This window comes from Psychrobacter sp. 1U2 (assembly GCF_051847575.1).
Genome location: NZ_JBPYDC010000003.1, coordinates 148,269 through 174,842 on the forward strand (window position 1 = coordinate 148,269; position 26,574 = coordinate 174,842).

Annotated in this window: 24 protein-coding genes; 5 read left to right on the plus strand and 19 right to left on the minus strand. The window is 46.3% G+C overall.

Annotated elements, in window-relative coordinates:
- The first annotated feature begins 18 nt into the window (after positions 1-18).
- The 4 genes from ACS8FD_RS02725 to ACS8FD_RS02740 all read left to right on the plus strand — a co-directional run bounded on the left by ACS8FD_RS02725 (position 19) and on the right by ACS8FD_RS02740 (position 4,962).
- Positions 19-561 carry a c-type cytochrome gene (locus ACS8FD_RS02725; RefSeq protein ID WP_439274339.1) on the plus strand — a complete coding sequence of 181 codons (543 nt, stop codon included), beginning with the start codon at positions 19-21 and terminating at the stop codon, positions 559-561.
- 76 nt (positions 562-637) lie between these two features.
- On the plus strand, positions 638-1,624 hold the full coding sequence (locus ACS8FD_RS02730; protein WP_439274340.1) for an AAA family ATPase: 987 nt from the start codon (positions 638-640) through the stop codon (positions 1,622-1,624).
- Positions 1,625-1,660: 36 nt separating this feature from the next.
- Positions 1,661-2,695: a DUF58 domain-containing protein gene (locus ACS8FD_RS02735; RefSeq protein ID WP_439274341.1), complete on the plus strand. Its 1,035-nt coding sequence runs from the start codon at positions 1,661-1,663 to the stop codon at positions 2,693-2,695.
- Complete coding sequence (locus tag ACS8FD_RS02740; protein ID WP_439274342.1) at positions 2,692-4,962, plus strand: transglutaminase family protein; 2,271 nt, start codon at positions 2,692-2,694, stop codon at positions 4,960-4,962. The genes ACS8FD_RS02735 and ACS8FD_RS02740 overlap by 4 nt, the downstream gene beginning before the upstream one ends.
- A 6-nt stretch (positions 4,963-4,968) precedes the next feature.
- Here ACS8FD_RS02740 and ACS8FD_RS02745 read toward each other — a convergent pair whose 3' ends face one another.
- The 19 genes from ACS8FD_RS02745 to ACS8FD_RS02835 form a co-directional block, all read right to left on the minus strand.
- Positions 4,969-5,829, minus strand: a complete 861-nt coding sequence (locus tag ACS8FD_RS02745; protein ID WP_439274343.1) for a universal stress protein — start codon at positions 5,827-5,829, stop codon at positions 4,969-4,971.
- A gap of 419 nt (positions 5,830-6,248) precedes the next feature.
- The gene (modB, locus tag ACS8FD_RS02750; RefSeq protein WP_439274344.1) at positions 6,249-6,947 is read right to left on the minus strand and encodes a molybdate ABC transporter permease subunit; all 699 of its coding nucleotides are present in this window, start codon (positions 6,945-6,947) and stop codon (positions 6,249-6,251) included.
- A 70-nt stretch (positions 6,948-7,017) separates the two neighbouring features.
- Positions 7,018-7,548: a molybdenum cofactor biosynthesis protein MoaE gene (locus ACS8FD_RS02755; protein ID WP_439274345.1), complete on the minus strand. Its 531-nt coding sequence runs from the start codon at positions 7,546-7,548 to the stop codon at positions 7,018-7,020.
- A gap of 194 nt (positions 7,549-7,742) precedes the next feature.
- Entirely contained in the window at positions 7,743-8,015 is a 273-nt protein-coding gene (locus ACS8FD_RS02760; RefSeq protein ID WP_439274346.1) for a MoaD/ThiS family protein, read from the minus strand.
- A 78-nt stretch (positions 8,016-8,093) separates the two neighbouring features.
- The gene (gene moaC / locus ACS8FD_RS02765) at positions 8,094-8,633 is read right to left on the minus strand and encodes a cyclic pyranopterin monophosphate synthase MoaC (protein ID WP_439274347.1); all 540 of its coding nucleotides are present in this window, start codon (positions 8,631-8,633) and stop codon (positions 8,094-8,096) included.
- Between the two features lie 52 nt (positions 8,634-8,685).
- Positions 8,686-9,225 (minus strand): molybdenum cofactor biosynthesis protein B, encoded by a 540-nt coding sequence (gene moaB / locus ACS8FD_RS02770; protein ID WP_439274348.1) that lies wholly within the window; start codon positions 9,223-9,225, stop codon positions 8,686-8,688.
- A gap of 57 nt (positions 9,226-9,282) precedes the next feature.
- Complete coding sequence (moaA, locus tag ACS8FD_RS02775) at positions 9,283-10,380, minus strand: GTP 3',8-cyclase MoaA (RefSeq protein ID WP_439274349.1); 1,098 nt, start codon at positions 10,378-10,380, stop codon at positions 9,283-9,285.
- A gap of 219 nt (positions 10,381-10,599) precedes the next feature.
- On the minus strand, positions 10,600-11,298 hold the full coding sequence (locus ACS8FD_RS02780) for a nucleotidyltransferase family protein (RefSeq protein ID WP_439274350.1): 699 nt from the start codon (positions 11,296-11,298) through the stop codon (positions 10,600-10,602).
- A complete protein-coding gene (locus tag ACS8FD_RS02785; protein ID WP_439274351.1) occupies positions 11,291-12,529 on the minus strand; it encodes an XdhC family protein in 1,239 nt (412 codons plus the stop codon). Before ACS8FD_RS02785 ends, ACS8FD_RS02780 begins: the two co-directional genes overlap by 8 nt.
- Before the next feature lie 145 nt (positions 12,530-12,674).
- Positions 12,675-15,170: a molybdopterin cofactor-binding domain-containing protein gene (locus ACS8FD_RS02790; protein ID WP_439274352.1), complete on the minus strand. Its 2,496-nt coding sequence runs from the start codon at positions 15,168-15,170 to the stop codon at positions 12,675-12,677.
- Positions 15,171-15,172: 2 nt separating this feature from the next.
- Entirely contained in the window at positions 15,173-16,165 is a 993-nt protein-coding gene (locus ACS8FD_RS02795) for an FAD binding domain-containing protein (RefSeq protein ID WP_439274353.1), read from the minus strand.
- Complete coding sequence (locus tag ACS8FD_RS02800) at positions 16,162-16,833, minus strand: 2Fe-2S iron-sulfur cluster-binding protein (RefSeq protein ID WP_439274354.1); 672 nt, start codon at positions 16,831-16,833, stop codon at positions 16,162-16,164. The genes ACS8FD_RS02795 and ACS8FD_RS02800 overlap by 4 nt, the downstream gene beginning before the upstream one ends.
- 341 nt (positions 16,834-17,174) lie before the next feature.
- Positions 17,175-17,501, minus strand: a complete 327-nt coding sequence (locus ACS8FD_RS02805; protein ID WP_439274355.1) for a hypothetical protein — start codon at positions 17,499-17,501, stop codon at positions 17,175-17,177.
- A gap of 337 nt (positions 17,502-17,838) precedes the next feature.
- Positions 17,839-18,564, minus strand: coding sequence for a DUF3726 domain-containing protein (locus ACS8FD_RS02810; protein ID WP_439274356.1), 726 nt, complete (start codon positions 18,562-18,564; stop codon positions 17,839-17,841).
- Positions 18,565-18,577: 13 nt separating this feature from the next.
- The gene (locus ACS8FD_RS02815; protein WP_439274357.1) at positions 18,578-20,365 is read right to left on the minus strand and encodes a hypothetical protein; all 1,788 of its coding nucleotides are present in this window, start codon (positions 20,363-20,365) and stop codon (positions 18,578-18,580) included.
- Positions 20,366-20,466: 101 nt separating this feature from the next.
- Positions 20,467-22,125, minus strand: a complete 1,659-nt coding sequence (locus ACS8FD_RS02820; protein WP_439274358.1) for a BCCT family transporter — start codon at positions 22,123-22,125, stop codon at positions 20,467-20,469.
- A gap of 200 nt (positions 22,126-22,325) precedes the next feature.
- The gene (locus ACS8FD_RS02825; protein WP_439274359.1) at positions 22,326-23,315 is read right to left on the minus strand and encodes a membrane dipeptidase; all 990 of its coding nucleotides are present in this window, start codon (positions 23,313-23,315) and stop codon (positions 22,326-22,328) included.
- A 179-nt stretch (positions 23,316-23,494) separates the two neighbouring features.
- Complete coding sequence (locus ACS8FD_RS02830) at positions 23,495-24,970, minus strand: aldehyde dehydrogenase family protein (RefSeq protein WP_439274360.1); 1,476 nt, start codon at positions 24,968-24,970, stop codon at positions 23,495-23,497.
- A gap of 81 nt (positions 24,971-25,051) precedes the next feature.
- Complete coding sequence (locus ACS8FD_RS02835; protein WP_439274361.1) at positions 25,052-25,441, minus strand: RidA family protein; 390 nt, start codon at positions 25,439-25,441, stop codon at positions 25,052-25,054.
- Between the two features lie 212 nt (positions 25,442-25,653).
- Between ACS8FD_RS02835 and ACS8FD_RS02840 the strand changes: the two genes are divergently transcribed.
- A complete protein-coding gene (locus tag ACS8FD_RS02840; RefSeq protein WP_439274362.1) occupies positions 25,654-26,553 on the plus strand; it encodes a LysR family transcriptional regulator in 900 nt (299 codons plus the stop codon).
- The last annotated feature ends 21 nt before the right edge of the window (positions 26,554-26,574 follow it).

Genomic DNA, 26,574 nt, shown 5'->3' on the forward strand with positions numbered 1-26,574 from the left:
AAAGAAGTTTTTGTCAACATGTCTATGGTTATGCGTCAAATAGGTTTTATCTTTACTGCTGTCATTTTACTCAGTGCGTGTGGTGAGCGTATCCCGCCCGATAGCCGTGCTGCGGTGACTCTGCCGATATACGAGCAAGGAGATGCAGATAACGGCGCTCTGATCTACCAAGACGCTTGTGGGCAATGCCATCAGCTCACTCCAGGGCTGAATAAAAAAGGCCCACAGCTCATGAATATTTACGGAGCTGAGGCAGCCCAGCTAGCTGATTATGATTATAGCGAAGGTCTTAAAACCTCGGGCTGGGTATGGGATGCTGAGACGCTCGATCCTTATATTGCAGATGTCGAAACAGCCATGCCTGAATCAAAAATGCTTGCGGACCCGATGCCTGATGCCAGCGAACGTGCTGATGTTATCGCCTATTTATCGACGCTACGCGCTCCTGCAGCATCAACGGATGCGGATACAAACATAACAGACAATCAGACTGACCAAATGAGTAATGAGCCTATTGATATAATAGACGAGGATCAGCCTGCCGCTGACTTTCAACCCTAAGCCTAGCGGTTACTCTTAGCCAACTGACACCTTTAGATAGTAGCCTTTTATAATACAAACTTATGATGCTAAGCCTATGACTGTAAAAGTAGCCCCTTTGTCCGTAAATGCAACAGCTGATAACTATGAGCGCAATCAGCAACAAATCGCTCATTTGCTCGTGCAGTTGAACAAGGTGGTCCTGGATAAACCACAAGTACTCAAACTAGCACTTAGCTGCGTACTGGCTGGTGGGCATTTGCTGCTACAAGATCTGCCTGGTATGGGTAAGACTACCCTAGCACAAGGATTGGCGCAGTTGTTAGGCTTGAGCTTTAGTCGCGTGCAATTCACTAATGATATGCTACCTGCCGATATCTTAGGTATGACGCTCTATGATCAAGGAAAAATGGCTTTTGAATTTAGACCCGGGCCGATATTTACTCAGTTATTATTAGCTGACGAGATCAACCGCTCAAGTCCTAAGACCCAAAGCGCGCTACTCGAAGCCATGGAGGAGCGGCAAGTCACCCAAGACGGGCAGTCATACCCTTTGCCAAAGCCGTTCTTCGTCATTGCTACCCAAAATCCTCTGCAGCAAGCAGGGGTCTATCCGTTGCCTGAGTCGCAATTGGACCGGTTTTTAATGTGCTTGTCGCTTGGTTATCCCTCCCTTGAGGCGGAGCGAGCACTATTACGTGGGCAAGATCGCCGTGAGTTGTTGAGCCAGTTAGCGGCTATACTTGATACTGAGGAGGTGTTACTGGCGCGCCGAGGCGTACAGCAAGTCTATGTGGCAGACGCCTCCTTAGACTATCTACAGCGTTTGGTTGCTAAGACTCGTATCAGTCAGGACTATCACGGGCTATCGCCGCGTGGCGTGCTATCACTGCAAAGTGCTGCGCAAGCTTATGCTTATGTCTCAGGTCAGCAAGAAGTGACGCCAGAAGATATCCAAGCGGTGTTTGCCGCGGTCACTGATCACCGGCTAGGGCAGCGTTTTGTGCCTGCCAATGCAGTCAGTGGCCAAACGCCGCCGACTATCGCTCAGCGTATTATGGCCGAAGTGGCAGTAATTGTTTGATAGCTTGACTACCCCTGACCAAGTGATAGGGCGACTATGACCATCTTACCTCAGGCCATAAAGCAACCATTGACCGCGATGTTCAGTCGCTGGTTTGCTAAACGCGCCCCTAAAAATGACAACGCTACCCTCAACTTGCGTAATGTTTATATCTTCTTTAGCCGCGAAGGGTTGCTGTTTGTACTGCTACTTATGATCACTTTTATTGCTGGTGTCAATTACGGCAATAACTTGGTACTAGGGCTGTGCTTTTATTTGATTAGCGTCTGGCTCATCAGCTTCCACGTCACTTTTGCTCATGTGTCAGGACTGCAAGTGCGTTTGCTTGAGGTGACGATGGCAGAGGCAGGCGAGCCGGTTTGGGTAACCCTGCAGCTGCTGAGTAATAGCCGTCAACCTAGGCGGCAAGTGTCTATCGGTTTTGATTGGCAAGACAAAGGGTTTGCCAAACACGGCTCGGCAAACCGCACGTTAGACTCCGCGCAAACCTCAGTACTACTGCCGCGTCTCAAAGATGAGCAAATTATACGACTGCCCGTTGCAACTCACCGCCGCGGTAAGCTTGAATTACCGCGTTTACACATCAAGACGGTCTACCCTTTAGGGATTATGCGCGCTTGGTCTTATATCTACTTTGCCCGCTCAGCATGGGTATATCCGCAGCCGGAAGCTTTTGAGTGGCAAGCGCGATATCTGAGTGCAAATAGCGCAGATCTGCCTACAGGAGGACAGTTTACCCAAGGTCAGGAAGATTTTGAGCGCCTCGATAACTATGTCGCCGGCGAGTCCTTAGCGCGAGTCTCTTGGGCGCATGTGGCGCGCGGGCAAGGTATGTTTACTAAGCACTTTGCTGATCCTATCGGCTACGAGCAGCGCTTGGCTTATGAGGATATGCCAGCGATAACTCATGAACAAAAACTGGCGCAATTGGCTTATGGCGTACTGGCCTTAAGCGAGCTTGAGGTACCGTTTCAGCTACAACTGCCAAATGCTGCGCCTAGCACAGCAGAGATAGGCCAAGGTGAAGCCTTCGGGCAAGCTTGCTTACTAAGGTTGGCGCAAGCATCATGAGTTTATTTAAGCGTAACGCAAAGCTATCAAACTCAGCTAAAGCAGAGGCAAGCACACAGTTAGATGTGCCGCGTACTTCGATGACAGCTATTGAGGATAGCTACGCAAGCTTTGAGAAACTGGCTTATGGTCAATTAGCGTCTACTAGCTTGTCTGATGGTCCGCTTAATGATAAGTCCGCTAGCATAAGCAACAGGTATCAGCGTCTATTGTCATTGCCCGCTTATTATTGGGTGCTCATCGCGCAGCTGTTTGTCATCCTCCCTCATGCCGCCTATTTACCCTTATGGTTAATAGGCTTTGCCTTTATCACTATCATTGCCCAACTGCCAAGCATCAAATCTAAGTTCAAACTCACTCGCTTAAAGCGTCTTTATCAAGTCATGCAGATGCTAGGGTTTTTATTGGGCTTAGCTGGCTTATCGCTCACTTATGGTACGGCTTTTGGCTTAGACATGGGCGTTGGGTTTTTAGTATTGTGTTTAGTCAGTAAACTATGGGAGCTTTATAAACGCCGTGACGCGTATGTGGTACTGAATTTATCGCTATTTGTTATCGCAGGCCTGTTTTTATTAGATCAGGGTCTGGTCACCACTTTGCAGGCTATCGCAGCTACTACTATCGTGTTGTTAGCTTTTATAACGCTCAATGATGACAGTAACACTAGCGGTGATGGCCGCATGCGCACCCTTGGCGTATTAGGTGTATCAGCGCTGCCTTTGTTAGTCGTGCTATTTTTGTTTTTCCCACGCTTGCCGCCTTTATGGTCAGTGCAGCTGTCCTCTAGTCAAGCGACTACCGGCGTCTCTGACAGTATGTCACCAGGCGATTTTGCCAATTTAAGTCAATCGACAGAGCTGGCTTTTCGCGTTGATTTTAAGCAAGCTCGTCCTGTACAAAGTGAGCTGTACTGGCGCGGCTTAGTCTTTAGCGATTTTGATGGCGTCACTTGGCGTCCCAATCGGCGCATACAGCAGCAATGGCAATGGCAGCCTAAGCGCAAGCCGCCTAAGTGGTTTGAGCAATCATTAGCGACGGCTAGCGATGCGGTCAAGCTCGATCCTAAGTACTATGAGATTACCTTAGAGCCCACTCAGCAGCAATGGCTGTTTGGCCTCGATTATCCCTTTACTCAAAACCCAAATATTAGCTTAACCTCAGATTTTACCTTAATCAAAGAGGAGCCGGTTAGTGAGCAGCTGCGTTATGAGGTGCTACGCTATGCGCCTATGCAGATTGATCCTATCCTTGATGATGTCAGCCGTGCGGCTAATCTAACGCTACCTGCAGCAGGCAACCTACAAACGCAAAAGCTTGCCAAGCAGCTATTTGCTCAATCAGGATCAGACCCTCAGCGTTATATACAAGCGATTCAAAATTGGATCAATCAGACCGAGTTTCGCTATACTTTATCGCCGCCGCCACTGGATGAGAACCGTATTGATAGCTTCTTATTCGAGACCAAAGCTGGGTTTTGTGAGCATTACTCCTCGAGCTTTACCTTTATGATGCGCGCTGCAGGCATTCCAGCGCGCGTGGTCGCAGGCTATCAGGGCGGCGAGATGAGCCGCGGCGGTAACGTCTGGGAGGTGCGGCAAATGGACGCGCATGCTTGGAGCGAGGTATGGCTTGAGGGTCAAGGCTGGGTACGCGTCGACCCGACAGCATTTGTTGCCCCTGAGCGGGTCGAGCAGGGGATGGACGGGCTGACTCAGTCGCGAGGCGCTAGCCTGTTCGGTGAGGGCGCCGCCGCTCAAGTCAGCTACCAGCAATATCAGATGCTACAAGCATTAAGACGGCTATCCGATCAAGCCAGCTACTATTGGCAAAAAGATGTCGTCGGTTATGATCAAGATAAACAAGCCGGATCACTGCTCAAGTGGTTCAATATTCGTTCTATCTCTGAGCAAATCGCTTGGCTAGCAGCAAGCGCTATCGCAGTGATAAGCCTACTAGTCTTTATGATCTGGTATCGCCGGCGTAAACAATGGCATCCAGCAGATAGACCGCTAATAAGGCTCTCTAGCAAAGTAGCTAAAACTAATAAAGCTTTAGCGCGTCATGATAATGAAGGCGCTTTGGCTTGGCTTGAGCGCTTGCAAAATAGCCAGATGAGCCATAATAAGCTAAGCAAACAGCAGATAGCGGAGATCAAGAAACACTACCGGCAGCTGCGCTACGGACGCTTAAGCGTTGCCGAAGCTCAAAGTCAAGAATACCAACAAGTACTCAAAGCGCTCAAGCGCAGCGTTAGTCAACTGTTATAGTCGCTATTAACGCAATAAGAGAATAGGCGACAAGGTTTTAGTGATCATTTTGGTGGTTGTGCTACCGATAAAGAGCTGTTGAAACTTCGTATGCCCATAAGCGCCGATGACGATTATATCGATAGCATTATTGGTTTGAAATTCAACCAGTCCCTCAACGACATCGTCGTAAGGCAGATGATGAGCAGTAACGGTAAAGCCTGATGAGCTTAGTTGCTCAGTCACGGCCGCTAAGCTGTTTTTTGCCGTGTCATTATCATTACCGACCATCACAATATAACCTTTCAGCCCTTTTAACAGCTTGCTACCCGCGACCATCTGCGCCGCTTTTATCGCGGTTTTACTACCATCAAAAGCAATCAAATACGAGCTTGGCGTCTTGAATGATTCTGAGCAGATGAGGATAGGTTTATTGGAAGCGCGGGTCACCGTTTCAATTTGACTACCGATATTGACGCGGTTATTTTGATGGTCCTCTCCGCGTCGCCCTAGCACGATCGCGCGGTTTTCACTGTTGAAATGTTCAATGGCGGGCAGCAGCTTGCCGCGGCGTCTATAAGCTTTTATCTCAACATCAAAGTGGCTATTAATATGGCTTTTTGCATCTTCGATAAGCGCATTGCTATAGCTGTTGACTACCTTAGCTCTTTGCTCATCTAGCTGCGTCAACTCTTCTAGTAATATCTGGCGGCTATCGATTCCTATCGTTCCTGATAAGTCGCGTCTAGAGGAAACCGGAATATCGACGACATTGAGTAGCGCTACCGCTAGATTAAGCCGATCGGCGTACCATGCGGCATAACTACAAACGGACTGAGTGACGGTAGAGCCATCAATACAAGCTAAAATGTGCTGTTCGCTAGACATAAAGTCTCCTCAATATAGAAGCTATGGGCTTTTGGTGTTGCTGTTCGGTGATTTGTACTATAACAAATTATAAGATCGCGTGAACAGGGCACAAAAAAGCGCTCTAGAGAAATACTCTAAAGCGCTTTTTGCTTATCATCATATGATAATCATGAGCCGCAGCTACAGCATTTAGCGCACATATCACACTTACTGCAAGTGGCTTCGCTAGTACAGCCGCATTTTGAGCAGCTACAAGTTTTGCTACGAATGGATAAATGGCTTAAATGAGTGTTATGAGTCAATGACATAAGTGATCCTTACTATCGATGAGTGATAATTTATACTGTCATAGAACAAAGAATTATTCAGTAATTATCTTGTGGGCTTGATACAGAGGTTTGTTAGAGAAAAAGTAACAGACCCGAAGCTTGCTATTATTAGCGCTGCATGGACTTACTGACGCTCGCTATCAAAGTCACCATCAGCATCCCCGTGATCACCAGCACCGCCGCCATCAGATGCGCCGTCTCATAGTTGAGCGCCTCGACTTGCTCATAAATAGCGATGGAGATGACCTTAGTCTCGCCTGAGATGCTACCGCCTATCATCAATACCACGCCGAACTCACCAATGGTATGAGCAAAGCTTATCAAGCTGCCTAAAATAATACCGATACGTGCTTGCGGTAGCGCTATAGTGACAAATCGTCTGAGGCGACTAGCTTCTAGCAGCTGAGCCATTTCGGTGACACTTTTGGGAATACGCAAAAACTGCGCGTAGACAGGCTGGACATAAAAGGGTAAAGAATAAATGATGGAACCTATGACTAAGCCCTCAAAGGTAAAGACTAAGGTGCGAATGTTATGCTCACTAAGCCAATGACCAACGAGCGAGTTCGGGCTCATCAGCAGCAATAAATAAAAGCCAATAACTGTCGGCGGTAGCACTAAAGGCATCGCTATAACGCCTAGCAAAACGACTTTGAGACGACTGACAAGGCGATGACGACTAGGACGCGCGAGCCAATAAGCGAGCGGGGTCGCGAACAGTAAGAGACATAAAGTAGTGACGCCTGCAAGCTTAAGGCTTACCCAAAATGGCATTAGCATCTCTGATAAGACGGAAGGGTCAGCCATAGCTCTACTACTATCACATCGAAAGGGGAGTAACGGTACTAAGGAGATACTATTGTTTAGCCACTATCGCTTAACCATTGTTGCTTAGCCATTTGGGCGACTCATTATCATAATATTCTTGTTTCCAGACGGGAATATCAGCCTTGATGGTATCAAGTATCCAGCGGCAGGCGTCAAAAGCAGGATAGCGATGGGCGGAGACCACACCGATCCAAACGGCAATATCGCCAATCTCTAACGCGCCAATACGGTGAATAGCGACAGCGTGCGTAATCGCAAATTTTTCTTTGGCATCAGCGATAATTTGTCGACCTTGGTTAATCGCCAAATCCTCATAACCGTAGTAAGTTAAACGCTCGACAGAGCTGGCGTTATTATGATTACGTACGCGACCTTCAAAACAAGCAAACGCGCCGCAGCTATCTTCATCGAGCATGGCTCTAAGGCGCGTCTCATCAATGGCTTCATCTAGTAAAGCAAAACCATCACGCTCAGCGATAGCATAAGCTTCATCACTGCTGCGTTTAATCTGCATTGATTGGCTATGCACATTTTCTTGGTCGCCAATTTTTGTATCATGGCTTTGATTGTTGTTGGTCATTTATAAACTCAAGTTTTTGATATAATTTAGTTTAACGAGGTCATTCTAGAATATTTTACGACTCGCTCGGCTAAAGCTACAACCGACGTCAGCTTAGCTTTAGTGTGAGAATTTATACGCAAAAGCCAAATGAGCTGTAAAATAACATTTGATAAGCTATAACCGACATAAATTCTCATATTAGTTAAAGACTTTTAACCGCCTGCCACTGGCGTAATAAAGACGACGCTATCGCCATCATTGATCGGATCATCCCATTTAGCAAAATAATCGTTTACCGCCACACGTAGATCGGCTTGCGGACGACTAAAACGATGTTTTTCGCTAAGCTGCGCATAAAGCTGCGCTAAGGAAGTTGAAGGGGTAACCGCGAGTTTTTCTTCTTGACGGTTGGCCTCGTCCGCGAGACTAGCAAAATAGAGCACGTTAATATTTATCAAATCATGAGCATTTGTAACATCAGTCATATCACTACTCCTATATGCGGCATTAGTTGAAGTGGTTTGTTCGCTAAAATTATTTTTGATAAAAACATCAAGTTTAGATTATTTTTCCTGATGATTATAATCTGACTTGCCACCTGTCTTAGTAATGAGTTTAACACCATCAATCACAATGTCATGCGATAGTGCCTTGGTCATGTCGTAGATTGTTAAACAAGCCACGCTCACCGCCGTCAGCGCTTCCATCTCTACGCCCGTTTTGTGCGTGACTTTTACCACTGCATTGGCCGTTATGCTATTTGAAGCATCATCATAAACGAAGCTTAAACCAATCTTATCTAACGGCAGTGGATGACAAAGCGGAATCAAATCGTGGGTGCGCTTGGCTGCCATAATTCCTGCGATATGCGCGGTTTGGGTAATGCTTCCTTTTTTGGTCATACCATCAGCGGCTTTAATCTGACTATAAATAGCCGCTGGAAAACGCACTTGACCGACAGCATTGGCTTCTCTAGTGGTAGCGGTCTTATTACCCACATCGACCATATGAATATCACCCTCGCTGTCTAGATGCGATAAAGTAGCGTGCGGACTGCTTGCAGTATTAGCCGCGACATTTTTATAATCAGAACTTATAGGCATATATTTTTCTTAATTCGTTAAATTTTACTTCTATTTTTTAAGTTTTAAAACGCTAGTCGTGGCTTGGATTGGCGCGCATAAAGTGTGCGACAAAGTTACAAGGACGAGTGCGGTTATCGAACTGCTCTTTTAAGATATCATTCCAACCGGTCCGGCAAGCGCCAGTCGAACCCGGCAGACAGAATATACCTGTGTTATTGGCCATACCAGCGATAGCGCGTGACTGAATGGTTGACATACCGATCTCGTCTTTGGAGAGCAAACGAAACATCTCACCGAAGCCGTCAATCGACTTATCGAATAACACGCTGACCGCTTCTGGCATACTATCACGGATAAAAAACCCAGTACCGCCTGTGGTCATCACCGCATGCACGTTAGGGTCGGCAATCCAGCCGCTAATGACCGCGCGAATCTGATAGACATCATCAGTAATCAACTGACGATCGGCCAAGTGGTGACCGGCCTCAACTAAGCTATCGGCTAAATACTGTCCCGAGCTGTCCTCCTCAAGCGTGCGACTGTCAGAGACACAAAGCACAGCAATGTTAAGCGGGGTAAATTCTGCAGCGGGTTTGGACGGTTTGGACATAGTATTCCTTATAATAGGATAGAGATATAAGCCTTTATGAGTAGTTGTAAGCGGCCGTCAACCACCGATAATCGATAAGTTATGCATCATGCCGCTATTGGAATCGTGCAAGTGATGATGCTCAGGCTTGATTGGCATAAAGCTATGCAAAGTATTGACTAGGCCTTGTACATCGTTGTTCTGCAGATAGGCTCTAATATCGTAATTACCCTCGTCAAATAAGCACAGATGCACTTTGCCTTGGCTACTGACGCGCAAGCGGTTACAGTTATCACAAAAGTGCGCAGCATAAGGAGCAATCATACCGATGCGCCCGAGATAATCAGGGTGGCTGTATTCTATCGCTGGGCCGTCGGCGCTACCGCGAGCATGCGACTGCCAACCGCGATCAAGAAGATAATCAGTAATCATATCAGACTGGGCGTGCTGAGCAAAAAACAGATCGCTGTTGTCGCTCGTCTGCATAAACTCAATAAATCGGTAAGTCACAGGACGATCTTTGACGTAGTCCATCGCATCAATGAGGTTTTGAAAAGCAGTTTCTGCCATTAAAATACTATTAATCTTTAGCTTGATATCAGTAGTCGCTAATAGCGTATCCATATCGCGCATCAGCTGCGGCTGAGTATTAAAACCGGTCATCTGATGAAAGGTATCGGCATCGAAACTATCCATACTGATATTGAGCTGATTAAGTCCTGCTGCTTGCCAGTTGGCTAGATGCTTGCCGAGCTTATAGCCATTGCTAGTCATCGCTACCATCTCGATACCGGCAGTGTTTTTAATAGTATCGATAATATCGACCACATCGCGTCTAATAGACGGCTCGCCACCGGTGATACGTACCTTTTGCGTACCAACTTGCGCAAAGCCCTGAATCAAGGTTTTAATCTCAGCCAAGCTGAGCTCGTCAGAGGGTCGTTTGCCTTGGTAGCCATTTGGCAGACAATACTCACAGCGAAAGTTGCAAAAGTCTGTAATAGATAAGCGCAAGTAAGTCAGTCGCCGCGAAAAGCCATCGGTTAGTGGTTTATTATCAACCACTGAGCGATTTGCTATAAAATTATCGGCACGAGTAGAATCTACAGAGGATAACACCGAGTTATTCTGTGCTTGAGGGTCAAAAATATCAGGCTTTGAAACAGGTGAATACAAAAAGGTACTCCCAATAATGGGGTCATAGAAAAGTATAAGCGATTAAGGCTGGTGTTACCGTCAACGTTATGTATTTATTGCCTTAATTAAAATTATAGCAAATATAGGAGATGGTATTAGGGCATGCTCAGACTTTGATGAAAGTGGCGCTACGAGTTTGCATAACATACAAAAAAGACTCAGCTAAAAATAATAAATCGTTTTGCTCATTAAGCCGGCTTAATCAAGCCAGCCTTGCTCTTTAGCATAAGCTAATTGGTTAGGAGTATCAATATCAAAGCTAAGCTGGGCATTGCTAACGTCAGCTATTAACTCGGCAGGTAACGCTCTAATAAAGTGGCGTAAGCCTTTATCACCGCTCAGCGAAGACTGCCATGTGTTTAATAACTCATAATCGAGAACTATTGGTAGACCAACGATATCACTCTTATTTTTATCAACAGTAAAGCTATTATCTAAATAAGGATAGCGACTGGCGACGACTAAGTTATCTTGTGTTAGAAGTTGGTTTAAATGCTCTGACTCTAATAACACTTGATCCACACCCATAATCAATACGCGGTCAATACCTAAATACTGACTATTTCTTAATGCATCAATGGCTAAAGATAAACTTTGTGCCATGCCTGTCTCCGGCGCTGCATTATGCACTATCTCTATGTTTGTCTTTTGCAGGGTTGGTCCATCGATAATAGTATCGATAGCAGAACAGATAGCTAAGTTTTGCTGAGGAACGACAACGATGATAGTTTGTGGCTGAGTGGCCAAAGCAAGCGTCGTCATATAAGCAATTAACGGCTTACTCTGTTTTTCTAGGAGTTGTTTGGGCTGGCCTAGTCTGTGACTGAGACCGCTAGCTAAGATAATGACCGCATGATTTTGGGGTGCATTTTGAGTGTCTAAAGAGCTATCACTCATAACTGGCTGCATCGACTAACTTATTTGAGTTCGATGACGATTTTGGCTGTGCTAGTTCCCTATTAACCGCGACTTGCTCATGAACGACAGCACTGATTTGGGCGATGATACTAAGTGCTAACGCTTCAGGGCCATCACCGCCTAATCTATGGCCGATAGGGTAGTGCAACTGATTAATACCGTCTGCTAATACTGCAGGGTTTTCGCAGTTTGAGCTTATCTCTTGAATCAATCGCTCAGTACGGTAGCGCGGGCCTAATTGCCCGATATAATGATATTGCTTAGGATGCTCTAGCAAGATAGCTAAGCGCGCGCGATCTTGGCTCAGGCTATGCGACATTAGAGCTACCGATGCATTTTGGCTAAGCTCAAGCAAAGTTTCGCTATCGTCCAAAGATAAGCATAAAGTAGCATCCGCTTGCGGGAAACGTAAGCGAGTCGCATATTGTGGCCTGCTATCGATGACTGTGACGTGCCAATCTTGCAATTTTGCCATCGTCACTAGCGGCATGACATCATTGCCTGCCCCGCAAACCAATAGCCGAATTTGTGGTTGCACGCGCTGCACTAACCATTCGGTTTGCACGCTTGCGCTATCCTTATTTGCCATTGTGTTTTTTAGAACGAGATAGTCAGCATTTTTTTTACTAATTTCATAAGTGGCCAACTCATCAACTATCGGCTGCGATATTGCTTGTGAATCCGCGCTTTCACCTGAAAAACTAGCGCTTAAATTAACCCTAGTGCCAACGGTCATCTCAGCACTATTAGTGCGAATTAGGGTAGCCACAGTAGCAGATTGCCCACTTTGACGAACTTTGTGAATCAAATCTAGATAAGAGGCAGCAGTAGTCAGGCGTTCAAATAAGACATGTACTTTACCGTTACAGCCTAAACCAAAATTTAGCTCGTCTTCTAAGTCTGTATCAGTATCAACAGCACCATGAGTATTTAGTGCATCAACCTGTTCGTTATTGTGCTCATCACCGGTCTGATACACTTGCACGCTAGCGCCGCTGCGAGTCAGCCAAAAAGCGCGCTTGATAATATGTGGCTCAAGGCAGCCGCCACTAATCATGCCGACTGAACGTCCATCTTCGCAAATAAGCATCATCGCGCCAGGTTTGCGATAAGCTGAGCCTTCGGTACGGACGACCGTTGCCAGTACAGCATCAATGGCCTGCTTTTGAGCGTCGTTTGCTAGTTTAAGAATGTCAGCGATTTGATTCATAACGCCTCTTTTTTATTACTTATATACAATACTTGCTAAATTAAGGAATGCTCATATCAAAGATAATTAGGGTATAAAAACCCGCTACTTAAGCGGGTTTCTTTAATAAAGCAGTTTCTATTAAAAACGGTACTCGTATTTAAGATTACTCTGGCATCTCAGCAAGCAGCTTATCAAGCGTGATTGGAAAATCATAAACACGTACACCGACCGCATTATAGATCGCGTTAGCAATAGCGGCCGCCGATCCTGAAATGGAGGTTTCCCCAATCCCTTTAATATGCATCGGGTTGGTATAGGGGTCATCTTCTTCTAACAAAATCACCTCCAACTGCGGTACGTCAGCGTTGACCGGCACATGGTACTCGGCAAGGTCATGGTTACATAAGCGGCCATCACGCTTGTCATGAATGACCTCTTCCATCAAAGCAGAACCTATACCAAATACCATACCGCCATAACACTGTGAAGTTGCCAACTTATGGTTGAGAATACGTCCTGCAGCATACGCGCCAGTCATACGTTTGACGCGAATCTCACCGGTAACTTTATGTACCGCGACTTCAGCGAAGTTGGCACCAAACGAAGCTTGGCGAAGGTTTTTGCCGTTTTTGCCTGGTTTGATCTGACCTTTGGCGCTGATTTCTTGCTCGTCAAACTTAGCGATGATATCGGCTAACGCATAAGACTGATCACTACTGAAGTCATATTGCTCGGTTGCTGATGTCAGCTTTGATGCCGATTCTGGCAGTGGTATACCCGTTGTCTCGGACGCTTTTTCTGCTAAATCTACGGCTTTATCGATCAAGCCTGAGGCTTTATTAGCCAATTTTTCATCAACCAGTTCTGTGACTTTTTCTTTACCTGCATCAATGGCTACTTCTACTTTACTAGGCTCGTGCTCACCTGATTTTTTAATTTGACCGTTATCTATACGAATGGTATCGGCATATAGACCTACTTTTTTGGCTAATATGGCGCGTAGCTGCTCGCAAGCCAAATAGACACCACTACCGGCGCTGGCTGCACCAAAACTACCGCCGGAACCTGAGGCGGGTGGCAGATCACTGTCGCCAAGTTTCATCTCGATATGATCGATAGGTAGACCCAGTAGATCAGCTGCAACTTGAGTAAATACGGTGTAAGAGCCTGTCCCAATATCAGTCATATCAGTTTCGATAATGGCTTTGACGCCAAGCTCTTTTGAGCCATCTACTTGTAGTATTGCCCGCGCTTCAGAAGGTTGTAACGTGTTACCGCGAGAGGTGCCAGACATACCGGTCCCTATCCACCAGTCGCCTTCTAGTCGACTGGCAGGCTTGGGATTATGCTGATCCCAACCAAACTGTTCAGCGCCTTTTTCCATACAAGCGACCAGCTGACGGGTGGAGAATGGAATCTCTTCGCTAGGGTCTTCTTCCGGTTCGTTACGGCGGCGCAGCTCAATAGGATCCATCTCAAGCTTGTTCGCCAGCTCATCCATCGCACATTCAACAGCGATCATACCCACCGCTTCACCAGGGGCACGCATAGAGCCTGATAATACGTGATTCATATCCACCATCTGATAGCTGACGCGGCGATTCTCTCCACGATACAAGAAGTGAGTGGATAACGCTGTTGGTTCAAAGAAAGCCTCACCCGGCAAATTGCTGGTCGTGGTATCGTGAATAAAGGTATTGATAATGCCTTCTTTGTCACAACCGATAGCAATGCGCTGGCGAGTGTTTGAGCGTCTTATCGTCGCCTCCATCACTTGCGGACGCGTCATAGTAATCAGCACCGGACGACCGACTTCTTTAGAAGCAATAGCGGCAGCAATAGATTCTGGTGCAATACCTAGCTTACTGCCAAAACCGCCGCCCACATAGTATGAGATCAGCTCGACTTGATCTTTATTCAAGTCTAATGCATCCATCACTTGCTGCTTACAAGAGGCGATCATCTGGTTTGAAGTATACAAAACGAGCTTATCATCTTCCCAATGTGCCAAAGTAACGTGCGGTTCCATCGGTGAGTTGCTCTGACTCGGGGTATGGTACACCCTATCAAGGGTCACAGCCGAATCAGCAAGGCCTTGTTCTGGATCACCGTGCTTGGCATTCTTATCCGAGCCTTTTTTCTCATCAACATCATGAGCATTAGGCAGCTCTTGAGTAAAGTCTAAAGCCGCTTGATCAGTCTCATCTTTATAAGTGACTTTAAGCGCCTTGGCACCTTCTGTCGCTGCTTCGAAAGTTTCAGCGACGACAACAGCGATGGGCTCGCCATGATAAAAAACCTCGCTCACACCCTGAGTCGGTGCTTCGGTTTCACCGCCTTGCTGTGAGTTACGTAAGAAGCGCTTAGGGTCGGTGACGACTTTGATAATACCTGGAATATGCACAACCGAGTCGTTATCGATCTTTTCCACTTGCCCTTTTGCGATGGTTGAGCTAACCAAGACGCCATATACTTTATTGTCTAATTGAATCTCTGCCGAGTAATGGGCTTGGCCGCTAACTTTTAGGGAGCCTTCGACGCGATTAATAGGCTTACCCACCAAGTTACTCGCTGTTTTGTCGAATAATGTTTCAACAGGTTCATTCATTTTTTCTTTATTGGTAGGCTCTGACGGTAATACTGAATCTAATAATGACATGATTATGCTCCCTCGCCAGCTAGTGCACGCGTGATGACTTGTTTTAGCAAACGGCGTGTTAATGGTATTTTAAAATCGTTTTGACCACTGCCTTTGGCATCTTTTAGCAACAAATCTGCTGCCTGCGTAACAATCTCATCATTACCATCGGTATCAGTCAATAATGATTCCACATCCTCATTGCGCCATGGCTGAGTACCAATTCCGCCAAATGCTAAGCGTACTGTTGCCAAATTACCATTATCATCAGCGTCTATCACCGCCGCACACGATACCAGCGCAAACGCGTAAGAGGCTCGGTCGCGCACTTTGTCATAAGTGTGCATACCTTTAATAGGCGCTGGCAGCACGACATGCGTGATAAGCTCGCCCGACTCTAAAACGTTTTCGATATGCGGCGTGTCTTTTGGCAGACAATAAAAGTCTTTTACCGGAATCTGCCGAGTCGAGCCATCGGTTTTGGCAGTCTCAATCGTAGCATCAAGCAAACGCATAGCGACCGCCATATCGGATGGGTGCTGAGCAATACATGACTCGCTGGTGCCTAAAATTGCAAGGGGACGGTTCTCACCATCAATTGCAGGGCAGCCACTGCCAGGTTCACGCTTATTACAAGGGCTATCGGTATGATAAAAGTAGTAGCAGCGCGTACGCTGCAAGAAGTTGCCGCCAGTCGTCGCTTTGTTACGCAGCTGACCAGTCGCGCCTGCCAAAATCGCGCGCGACAATACCGGATAATTGGCAATCACGCTAGGATGCGCGGCCAAATCGCTATTGCTCACTAAGGTTCCGATACGTAAACCGCCATCTTCGGTGGTCTCTACTTGCTCAAGCTCTAAGCGTGTCACATCAACCAGTTTGGTTGGCGTTTCAATCTCAAACTTCATCAGATCGAGCAAATTGGTACCGCCTGCAATAAATGAGGCTTCTTTAGGAGTAGCAAACATTACCGCTTGCTGCGGTTCGAGGGCACGAATATATTCAAAGCGTTTCATGAGCGGCCTCCTACTGTGCTACTGGCAGTTTTATTATGGTTTACTGATGGGTTACCAAGCTGCGACTGACTAGGGGGCGGCGACCAAATACCTGTTACTGCCGAGTCTTGCAGCGAACTTGTAGTCGACTCTTCATTAGAAGAAGTACGCTTAGCTGACACTTCGCTCTCAAGCACTTGTGAGATGGCATCAACGATATTGGGATAAGCAGAACAGCGACAAATATTGCCACTCATGCGCTCAGCGATTTCTTGGACTAATAACCCATTAGGGTTTTTGAGATCTGCTGTCACATAGCTTGGCCAGTTTTGTTTCACTTCTTCTATTAAAGCAGTGGCTGAACAAATTTGCCCTGGGGTGCAATACCCACACTGAAAAGCATCGTGATCTTTAAAGGCTTGTTGTAAGGCTGATAACGATTCGGGCATACCGATGCCTTCGATTGTCGTGATTTTATCACCGTCGTGCATCACGGCTAAGGTCAAACAGGAATTGATGCGCTCACCATTGATGAGCATCGTACAAGCACCACACTGACCGTGGTCACAGCCTTTTTTGGGACCGGTAATTTGTAGATGCTGACGGCAGACATCGAGTAGAGTCGTACGCGAATCGAGATCATCGAAAGAATAATCTTGGTTATTGATATTCAAAGTCAAAGTAGACATGCTGGCTTCTCGCTGGCAGAGGGTAATAGCTAAAATGAGAATAATTAATAAGTCGTCATAAAATAGTAGAGGCAGCCGGCCAGTGAGTCTGTGTAGTAAATGTTACTCTACAGGAGTGAATAAAAGTAGAGATGAGCGGCGAGGTAAGGGCTTAGCGCTAAGCACAGAGCTTAGTGATAACTCAATAAAAGTACGATAGGTTTTATCGATAGGTGAGGATAGGATCCTTTGGGATACTGTTTACTTTTGCAACTGAATCATTGGATCACTTAGATTATAAAAGTAACAGGCATGGCATTATCGGTTGTGCCTTACAAAACCTTATGTGCTGATTAATGCTTTTATCTACGTTTGCTACGGCGATTGATTTTTTGATGCAGACGTTCAGGTTTATGGCTACCCATTGTACTTATAGAATGACTAACAGCGCAGAATAGATAAACAATCAGCGTTAATGAGAGGATAAAAGGGGTTAGCAGCCATATGATGCTATTGATAATTAGGGGGAGTAGCAGACCATCAAAGATAGAGGTATTGGGTATAAAGGTGTCGCATAAAATATCCGTAATGCGCTTCGATACAGGGAACAATAAGGTGCTAACCCCCAATAAATAAAGGAGCTCGATAGAAGCGTAACCTTTAGCAAATATTATGAAGTAAAACATCATATAAAAGCTAAAGCTCAATAACCAACATTTGATAGAATAGCTGACTCGGAGCATATGCGACCTCATGACGCCAAAACGCGCTGATATCTGACATGCTGGCATAATCAAACTCAAGCCTACGATGTTAGATAGAATTAAAGACAAATACGATTGAACTTATATCTAGTAAATATCATCATAGCAAAAAAAACCTTGGCGTTTATCATTATATTCATTTTTTTACATATTTATTTTTGACCGCTATCTTAACGACAAAAAAAACCTCAAAGTGGTTAGCTTTGAGGGCCATAAAAGTTATATTGTTTTAATTTTTAAGATTAAGGTTTTAATAGCTGCTTTATACGCCGCCTGCACCTTTACTAGAAGCTTCGCTGTTCTCGACTAAGATAGCCGCTGCGGTTTTTTTGAGCGTACTCCATTGCTCATCATCGACATAAATTCCTTCTTTCCAAGCACGCTTATGCGTCTCATACAGCTCATCGGTTGATATTTTATGATCGAAATCTCGGCTTTCGTTATCAATATCGAAGTTGGTAGTAGCGAGCTCAATCACCATATCATCGGTGTTGTAATTAGCTTGAATCTCATTAAAGAAGTAAATATCAGGATAAGTAAAGCCTTGATTTAGGGTAAATAAAGTGTGCTTCGGAGCGCTACCGTTATCCCATTTGGCAAGACAAGCGATACCTTTGGCCGATAGGTTGACCAGTTCGCTATAAGCCAGCCACCGGTTATGACAGTTCTCGATATAGATTTTGTAATGATCAAGATCGCCCATTTTTTCTAGCGCGTAGTCCATTATGACAGGCAAATGACAGGCTAAGCTGCTGCTATGCAAATTAAAACGAATCTCATTAGCGCTTTGGGAGATGATATCGATAGGCGTATCTTGCTCAGTCAAAATATAGGGCGTGGCATTATTGAATTGCTCAACGCCATCAAGCCCTGCCATTTGCAATTCGGCGACCATAGTGGCGACTAGATCCGCTTCGCCGACTTCGCGGTGCATACCCGTAAAGGCTTTATACACGGTGCTTATAATTTCATTACGTGAGACGATCATAGCTCTATCTCCTTCATAGCTCTATTTGCATAGTTGGCAGCGGTCCATTAGGTGCATCGGTAGCTAGCAGCGTTGTCTGCTCCGCTATAGACATCTTACTTAAGGGTAAGCTTGGCAGGAGCGGAAACAGCCACTCATCGCTATGGACTTCATCGAACAGCGGCGCACCCTGAAATAAAGTGACTCGTACCCAGCGATCGGAGCGCGGATCGAATTTGGTCGCGCCAAACATCGATAGCTTGCAGCGTAGCAGATGAATCGGCAAAGTGTCTTTTTGTAGCACGTTCATCTGAATATCGCCCATCGCTTTATGACCCATCGTCCAAACTCGGCGCGCGGTAGAGCGATACTTGGGCTGTTTTAATACAAACTCCGAGAGTAGCTGCTCAGGATCGACTTGTTTGAGCGCTACATATAAGCGGTTCACTTGCCGTGCAATATCTAAAGACAGCTCGCGATCATCACCAGGCTCCTCTCCGCGCACGCCCATACGCGGCTCTTCTTTATCGACTGAGCGATACCAAAACCAATAGCTGTTATCCGGCTCATTAAAGTCGATGTTGATCGCCCACTGATAACGCCTCTGTAACACTTCTAGCAAGTCTGCAACCATTTTACCTTTCGGTAGCGATAAGGTCTCATCGGCGTTGACCTTTTCTTGAAAGGCGTCTACTTGCTCAGGATACAGCTCCATCAAGCAGGAGATAATGACCTCTTGGGCTTCATAACTTAAGTCCTTATGCGCGTGCAAAAAGTCGCCCCAAGTCTGATATGTCTTTATACTCGTCAATAAATTATTTCGTAATAGCGTCAACTCTTTTACTGCGCTATGGTTTAACGAAGCTTGTGTCTCATTAATAGTGACGATTTCGGTAAAATGCTGAATAGCGCGGCTAAGCAAACTAGAAAAATAAGCGGCTTTTTTTGAATTGATCTCATTGACTAGCGTCGCTTGTAGCGCATCTTCTCGCGTGGTCAGCCATTGATCGACGATGCAAGGATGATTAATCAAATACGGCGCCATCCCTAGACCTGTGGCATTACCAATACCTAAATAGCGCTTGATATCAGGGTGTAGCGTGGTGGCCTTGTCACCGCCGCGAATATGTGCCAAATAGTCGACCCAATCGAGACTAAATTCACGTAGCAAATACACGGCGCACATCTGCGCGCGAAAGGATTGATTGAAGTCTTCGCTATGATCCAGTGGCTCAAAGTCATAAATACCAAATTTACCATTACCATAAACGGCAGTGGTGCGCAGGATATAACCGACTTGCGCTAAGATATCGAGATCCGGCTGCTGTCCCTCTGCTAAGCGTGAGACTGTGTGCTCAAACACGCGCATGCTCTTGTTAGCGCGCGCCAGCACCATCACCATGTTGGAGTTGCGGCCTGCTTCTTGCAGCGGTACGTTAGCCTTAAGCTTATCTAGCAGTTCTTGCCCAATCTCACCATAAACTAAGCCGAATGTCACATCCCATTTTTGTGCAATAACTCTATCGTTACGCTCATCATCTGCCAGCTCATTGCAGAACACCACTAGATGATAAATATGTTCAGCGGTCTGCAAACGGTAGATCGCTTGGCCATAACCGTTATCATCTAAATCCCAAAGATAGGTCGTCAGTGTCCATTGCTCTCTATCGATTTTACGCAGCAAGGTACGCACAAAGCTAATGCGCGTCTGATGCATAGCGCCAAGTCTTTGTGCGTCCATGACCACATTAGGGGCACGTAAAGAACGTTTTGCCAGCTCAATGCCTGTCATACTATTATCATTTGCATGATTGAAATTCATAATGCCTCCATAGTGAGTCGTGTATCGAGCCGGTCATTTAGTATAGTATTGTCTGACGAAATGACCGATTATGTTGAGCTTTGTCGCTTAAGGTTTTGAGGTTAATCAGGTTTTTTAACAACCGTTTGTTTTTCTAACTTCTCCTCTTGAATGAGATAGTCAGTCTCCACGCGATTAGGACGATAAAGGTCTTGATCGCGTGCCATCTGCTGCGCGATTTGCGGCCCATTCCAAAGTGACGGTAGCAAGATAAAAGAGACGGGCACCGCGGTAATCACGATAAAAGACTGCAAGGCGCTGACGCCGCCTGATCCTAAAGAGATTAAAACGATAGCAGTGATACCCATCATCACCCCCCAAAAGGTACGAATCATAGCGTTAGGCTCACGCTCGCCGCTGATTACCACACTAATAGTATAAGTCATCGAGTCGCCTGTAGTAACGATAAACACCGTAGTCAAAATAAGAAACAGTATTGAGATGGTCAAAGGGAAAGGTAATGACTGCGTAACGGCTAGCAGGGCACCTGGCAGATTAAAGCCTTCAAAGGCGCTACTAACCACACCCGGATTAGCGATTTCAAACGCAAGGCCTGAGCCACCAACTACGGTAAACCAAAAGCAAGTCACTAGCGGCGCAATGATACAAACCGTAGTGATTAATTGACGAATGGTGCGGCCTCGCGAGATACGCGCGATAAAGATCGCCATCATCGGACCGTAGCCTAAAAACCAGCCCCAAAAGAACACCGTCCAGCCACCAAGCCAGCCTTCATCACCGCGAAACGTCGCCATCGGAATGAAGTTTTGTACCATCGTACCGACGCCTTGGATGTAGCCGTTAACGATAAAGTTACTCGGCCCAAGGATCAAAATAAATAGCATCAGCGCAACCGCTAATATAACGTTAAAGCGGCTCAGTAACTGCATACCGCGCGCCAGACCACTAATCGCCGAAATGGTATACAGTGCGATAGCGCCCACAATGATAATCAGCTGAGTGACAAAGGTATCAGGAATGCCAAATAATTCGTTTAGCGCGTAACTGGTCTGCAGTCCCAAAAAACCAATCGGACCGATCGTACCTGCAGCAACGGCAACGATACAGCAAGCATCAATAATAGCGCCGGTCTGACCAGTGAGTACGCGCTCACCAAACACCGGATAGAGTAGGGTGCGCGGTTTGAGCGGTAGGCCCTTATCGTAATGCAAATGCATCACGACGATAGCCGTCAAGCTACCAACGATCGACCACGCCAAAAACCCCCAATGCATGAAAGATTGCGATAAGGCATTAAAAGCGCGCTGCTGTAGATCAGCGGACTCGCCATAGACAGGCGGCGCGGTGACAAAATGAGCGATAGGCTCAGCCGCCGCCCAAAACACGCCGCCACCAGCGAGCAGGGTACAAAAGAGAATCGCCATCCACTTAAAATTATCCATCTCAGGCTTGGGCAGATTACCCAAAATTACCCGTCCTGTACGACCGGCGCCAACGGCTAGAGCAATCACAAAAGTGGCAAGAAGTAGTATTTGCCAAAAAGGCCCAAAGATATCAGCTGACCAAGTAAAAGCAGTATTGACGACTACCGCTAGTTGCTCTTCAGCAAAAATGGCCATCATCACAAAAAGGGTGATGAAACCACCGCTGTACCAAAAAGCGGGGTTTTTTAGTCCTAAAGTATCAGTATTTTCTTCGATTAAAGTAGGTCGAGGAGAGCGTCCGAGCTCGTCTTGCTTAAGTCCCTTTAAATCAGTCATGGTTTGGCTTCCTATAGTTGTCATGACGTCGTCATGCGTTAATTAGCTTGCATCAGATCAACCGTAAAACTTCGAATAAGACAGTCAAATATATGATGTCAAATAGGGGTTAACGCCGAAAACAGCTGATGTTTTATAGCGGATTAAATCGTCACGTTGCTAAATTCAAATCTGAACATCAAAGACGTCGATCAAAATTTTTAAGCCAAAGGCTGAATACCTTGCTCTAGGAAGTTAAACCAGTTCTGACCGATAATCTTACCTGCATCAGTGTCATTAAAACCGTGCTGTAAAAGACCGTTATAGATGTTTTCCATACCGTCTTTACCTGCAAACCAAGGTAGAGTATCGGGCCAGCCTGAATTACTAGCACTGCCTTCGCCATAATCCATAGCCTTTGACCAGCGCCCATTACGCATCCATTCGAGCACAGATTTTGGCTGATTAAGACATAAATCACTACCGATGGCTAAATGCTCGACACCGTACTTATCCGCGCAATTAGCAATCATAGTGCAAAAGTCATCAAGGCTGCAGTCGCTCCCATTGGGCAGATGAAACGGATATAAGCTAAACCCTAACAAGCCGCCTGCTTTGGTTAAGGCACTAATAACGGTATCGGATTTATTACGCAGCGCATCATGGGCGGTAGTCGGATTGGCATGGCTGATACAAATCGGGCGCGTAGAGTGCTCTATCGCCTCAAGGGTAGACTGCTCAGCACTGTGCGACATATCGATAATCATGCCGACGCGGTTCATTTCCGCTATCGCTTGCTGACCGAAACGCGTGACCCCGCTGTCTTTTGACTCATAGCAGCCGGTTGCTAGCAGGCTTTGATTATTGTAAGTCAGCTGCATTATCAAGAGACCTAAGCGGCGCATGACGCTGATTAGGCCAATTTCATCATCGATAGGTGAGCAGTTTTGCGCACCAAAGAAAATACCGACTTTGCCTTGTTCCTTTGCTGTTTTGATATCGTCTACGCTGTAGACGGGCAAGATTAAGTCGCTATTTTGCTCAAAGCGCGTGTGCCACTCGCTGAAGCGGGTCATCGTTTGACGCGCGTCTTCGTGATAGACCAAAGTGGCGTGTACCGCGTTGATACCGCTGGCCTGTAGCATCTTGAAATAGTCGCGATCCCAGTGGCTATACTGTAAGCCATCGATGACGATATGATCTTGGTACATATCCGTTTCCTTTATGCTTTGGAAAAATTTACGATTTTAAATGACGTAATGTCATAGATTTTAATTTGTAACTGGTATAAATTTTTTGGCTTGCTGCTCGTCTCGCTTACAGAGGCTGCAAAAAATGCATCCCAGTCACACTTTTTCTATATCAACTACGATTTTATTTTTATAAAAAATTAATACGCCTTTTGGTAAGCGGTCTTGACGATGGTATAAAACTCTTTGGCGTATTGACCTTGCTCACGCGGGCCAAAGCTTGACTGTTTACGGCCACCAAACGGTACATGATAATCAGTACCCGCTGTCGCCAGATTGACCATAACGCAGCCCGCTTGCACTTGCTCTTTGAACATGGCGCTACTGCGTAGGCTTTGAGTGATAATGCCGCCGGTCAATCCAAAGCGCGTATCGTTGGTCATGGCAATGGCTTCTTCCAAGTTCTTAGCGCGTATCACACAAGCTAAGGGCGCAAACACTTCTTCTTGGTTGATATCCCAGCTATTTTCGGTCTCAGTAAACAAGGTTGGCGCCATATAATAACCGTCATGCTGCATCTCTAAACGCTCGCCACCATAAGCTAGATTGGCGCCTGCTTGTTTGGCTTTTTCAACCCACTCCATGTTCGATGCCAGCTGCTTGTCATCGACAACGGGTCCCATGAAGATACCGTCATCTAATGCGTGACCAACTTTTAGAGTTTTCATGCGTTCGACCATAGCTTCGACAAAGGCGTCATGGACACTATCCATCACGATGAGGCGTGAGGAAGCAGTACATTTCTGTCCTGAGCCGCCAAACGCGCCGCCAATCGCCGCATCAACCGCGATTTGCATATCGGCATCATCAGCGATGACCAAGGCGTTCTTGCTGCCCATCTCTAACTGGCAACGCACGAAGTTAGGCGCGGTAGCGGCAGCGACTTTTCGGCCGGTCGGTACGGAGCCAGTAAAGCTCACCGCATCGATGTCGGTCGAGTTAATCAGCGCGTTGCCCACAGAGGAGCCACCGCCTAATAGCAAGTTAAAGGTGCCTTCTGGTAGACCTTGACGGTGGATAATCTCCGCCATAGCAACGGCGCTGGCTGGGGTTAAGTTCGCAGGCTTCCAAATCACGCTATTACCAAAAGCTAGAGCCGGCGCAATTTTCCATACCGCCGTAGCCGTTGGGAAGTTCCAAGGGGAGATAATAGCGACGACGCCGACCGCTTCACGGGTGACTTCGACTTTTACCCCTGGACGTACTGAGTCTGCTAAATCGCCCATTTGACGTAAGACTTCGGCCGCGTAATAATGAAAAAATTGACCAGCGCGATAAATCTCGCCGCGACCTTCCGCAAACGGCTTACCTTCTTCTAGCGATAGCAGCGTGCCTAATTCGTCACAGCGCGCGATCATCTCATCACCAATCGCTTGCAAGATAGATTGCTTCTTCTCAAGCGGCGTGGCTTCCCATTTTGGCTGAGCTTGGCGCGCCGCAGCAATAGCATCTTTGACTTGGTCGGTGCTAGCTTGCGCAAACTCGCCTAAGTTTTGGCTGGTATCCGATGGGTTGATGTTATCAATAGTATCTGTACCCGCTTGCCATTCGCCATTGATATAAAGCGCTTGGGTTGGGTCTTGTTTGAGCGTGCTTTGTGCGGTTTGAGTAGACATAAATAAATCCTTAGTAAAATAGTTTGAAGGAATGAAAAATCTTGATTCAAATATAATTATATTTAATAACCTATAAAGCGCTTAAGGCACAGCAGCATAGACCACTAGCTCAACTAGCATCTCCTCGCGAGCCAGTCCCGCTATCACGAGCGCTGCTCGGTTGGGATAAGGCGCTGCAAAGTATTCGGCATAGACTTGGTTGACGGTTTTGAGGTAGTCGCGATCGGTGACATAGATCAGCACTTGTAATACCGCGTCCATGCCAACGCCTGCGCTCTCTAAGGTGTGCTTAAGGTTATCGAGTGTTTGCCGCGTTTGTGCTTCGATGCCACCGGCAACAACCTCCCCTTTGTCATCGATCGGGATTTGCGCGGTGTATAAGGTACCATTACTCGTGACTGCCCACTCAAGGGGCGCTTTTGAGGCGTAAAGTGACGTTTTTACCGCTTGTTTGGCTGAATGAGTGGTCATAACCCTAGCTTCCTTAAATAACATAAATAAATATCATAAACAGATATCACAACTTTAAATCGTCGTTTAATAGTTCTGATTAATAGTCCTGTGGTTAGCATTAATGCTACTCGTTTCAGTCTGACAAATCTAACTCATTAAATATTAATAATGATAGATTTAATTTATCATCTAAGCTAAGTTATAGATTAATCGTTTTGGGCAGAACCATTATGAAAATACAACAGCTGCGCCATTTTTTATTAGTGGTAGAAGAGGGCGGTTTTCGCGCCGCAGCAGAGCGTGCGCATCGCACGCAAGCGGCGTTATCGGCGTCTATCAAGGAGCTAGAAAAATCGCTTGGTCAGCCTTTATTCGAGAGCGGTAACAAAGCTAGTCTTAGCGCCTTTGGTGAGGTTTGTTTGCCGAAAATCGCGCAGTTTATGGCGGTTTATCAAGCGCTCGAGGAGGATTTGCAGTCGGTTGCGGCGGGCGATAAAGGAAAAATCAGAGTCGCAAGCGTACCGTCACTAGTGACCAAATTATTACCTAGCGTGTTGGCCGAATATTCCAAAAAATATCCCGATATTGAGATTGTATTAATAGATGATAATTCAGTTGGCGTCGCCAATAGGTTATTGGCAGGAGAGGTGGATCTGGCGTTGGGAAATTGCAATACTATCAATCAAGCCGATATCGACTTTACGCCTTTGATATCGGATCCAGTTGGCGTGGTTTGTCTGCGAGATAACCCACTGAATTTCAGTCAAAGTCAGTCAAAGTCAGTACAAGGGCTGCGTTGGCAGCAACTCGTTGAACAGCCATTCATCTATAATGGCACTTGTGTCCTGCTGGAGAATACCCCTGCTGAGGTGCTGAATCGGCAAGCGCGTTATACGGTTGAAAATATTACTTCCTTATTTTCCTTATTACGTCACGATCTTGGTATCACTACCTTGCCCAAATTAGCCTTTCCATCTAATGAGCCTGATCTTATTTGGCTGCCGCTACTCAAGCCGGTTTTGACCCGGCAAATCGGTATTTTTAAACGAGCCAATAAGACGATCTCACCTGCTGCGCAAACCTTTCATGATTGGTGCGTGGAGTATGTGCAACAAACCTACTTATTATGAGTCAGATAGCTATTTGCAACG

Bases quoted from the DNA above. Each gene is read 5' to 3' on its own strand.
- ACS8FD_RS02810 (WP_439274356.1), bottom strand. From the start codon at position 18,564: ATGATCGTCTCACGTAATGAAATTATAAGCACCGTGTATAAAGCCTTT.
- ACS8FD_RS02795 (WP_439274353.1), bottom strand. From the start codon at position 16,165: ATGAAACGCTTTGAATATATTCGTGCCCTCGAACCGCAGCAAGCGGTA.
- ACS8FD_RS02725 (WP_439274339.1), top strand. From the start codon at position 19: ATGTCTATGGTTATGCGTCAAATAGGTTTTATCTTTACTGCTGTCATT.
- moaC (WP_439274347.1), bottom strand. From the start codon at position 8,633: ATGCCTATAAGTTCTGATTATAAAAATGTCGCGGCTAATACTGCAAGC.
- ACS8FD_RS02790 (WP_439274352.1), bottom strand. From the start codon at position 15,170: ATGTCATTATTAGATTCAGTATTACCGTCAGAGCCTACCAATAAAGAA.
- ACS8FD_RS02820 (WP_439274358.1), bottom strand. From the start codon at position 22,125: ATGACTGATTTAAAGGGACTTAAGCAAGACGAGCTCGGACGCTCTCCT.
- ACS8FD_RS02825 (WP_439274359.1), bottom strand. From the start codon at position 23,315: ATGTACCAAGATCATATCGTCATCGATGGCTTACAGTATAGCCACTGG.
- ACS8FD_RS02740 (WP_439274342.1), top strand. From the start codon at position 2,692: ATGAGTTTATTTAAGCGTAACGCAAAGCTATCAAACTCAGCTAAAGCA.
- ACS8FD_RS02815 (WP_439274357.1), bottom strand. From the start codon at position 20,365: ATGAATTTCAATCATGCAAATGATAATAGTATGACAGGCATTGAGCTG.
- modB (WP_439274344.1), bottom strand. From the start codon at position 6,947: ATGGCTGACCCTTCCGTCTTATCAGAGATGCTAATGCCATTTTGGGTA.
- ACS8FD_RS02760 (WP_439274346.1), bottom strand. From the start codon at position 8,015: ATGACTGATGTTACAAATGCTCATGATTTGATAAATATTAACGTGCTC.
- ACS8FD_RS02745 (WP_439274343.1), bottom strand. From the start codon at position 5,829: ATGTCTAGCGAACAGCACATTTTAGCTTGTATTGATGGCTCTACCGTC.
- moaB (WP_439274348.1), bottom strand. From the start codon at position 9,225: ATGTCCAAACCGTCCAAACCCGCTGCAGAATTTACCCCGCTTAACATT.
- ACS8FD_RS02805 (WP_439274355.1), bottom strand. From the start codon at position 17,501: ATGATGTTTTACTTCATAATATTTGCTAAAGGTTACGCTTCTATCGAG.
- ACS8FD_RS02835 (WP_439274361.1), bottom strand. From the start codon at position 25,441: ATGACCACTCATTCAGCCAAACAAGCGGTAAAAACGTCACTTTACGCC.
- ACS8FD_RS02755 (WP_439274345.1), bottom strand. From the start codon at position 7,548: ATGACCAACAACAATCAAAGCCATGATACAAAAATTGGCGACCAAGAA.
- ACS8FD_RS02840 (WP_439274362.1), top strand. From the start codon at position 25,654: ATGAAAATACAACAGCTGCGCCATTTTTTATTAGTGGTAGAAGAGGGC.
- ACS8FD_RS02830 (WP_439274360.1), bottom strand. From the start codon at position 24,970: ATGTCTACTCAAACCGCACAAAGCACGCTCAAACAAGACCCAACCCAA.
- ACS8FD_RS02800 (WP_439274354.1), bottom strand. From the start codon at position 16,833: ATGTCTACTTTGACTTTGAATATCAATAACCAAGATTATTCTTTCGAT.
- ACS8FD_RS02785 (WP_439274351.1), bottom strand. From the start codon at position 12,529: ATGAATCAAATCGCTGACATTCTTAAACTAGCAAACGACGCTCAAAAG.
- ACS8FD_RS02780 (WP_439274350.1), bottom strand. From the start codon at position 11,298: ATGAGTGATAGCTCTTTAGACACTCAAAATGCACCCCAAAATCATGCG.
- ACS8FD_RS02735 (WP_439274341.1), top strand. From the start codon at position 1,661: ATGACCATCTTACCTCAGGCCATAAAGCAACCATTGACCGCGATGTTC.
- ACS8FD_RS02730 (WP_439274340.1), top strand. From the start codon at position 638: ATGACTGTAAAAGTAGCCCCTTTGTCCGTAAATGCAACAGCTGATAAC.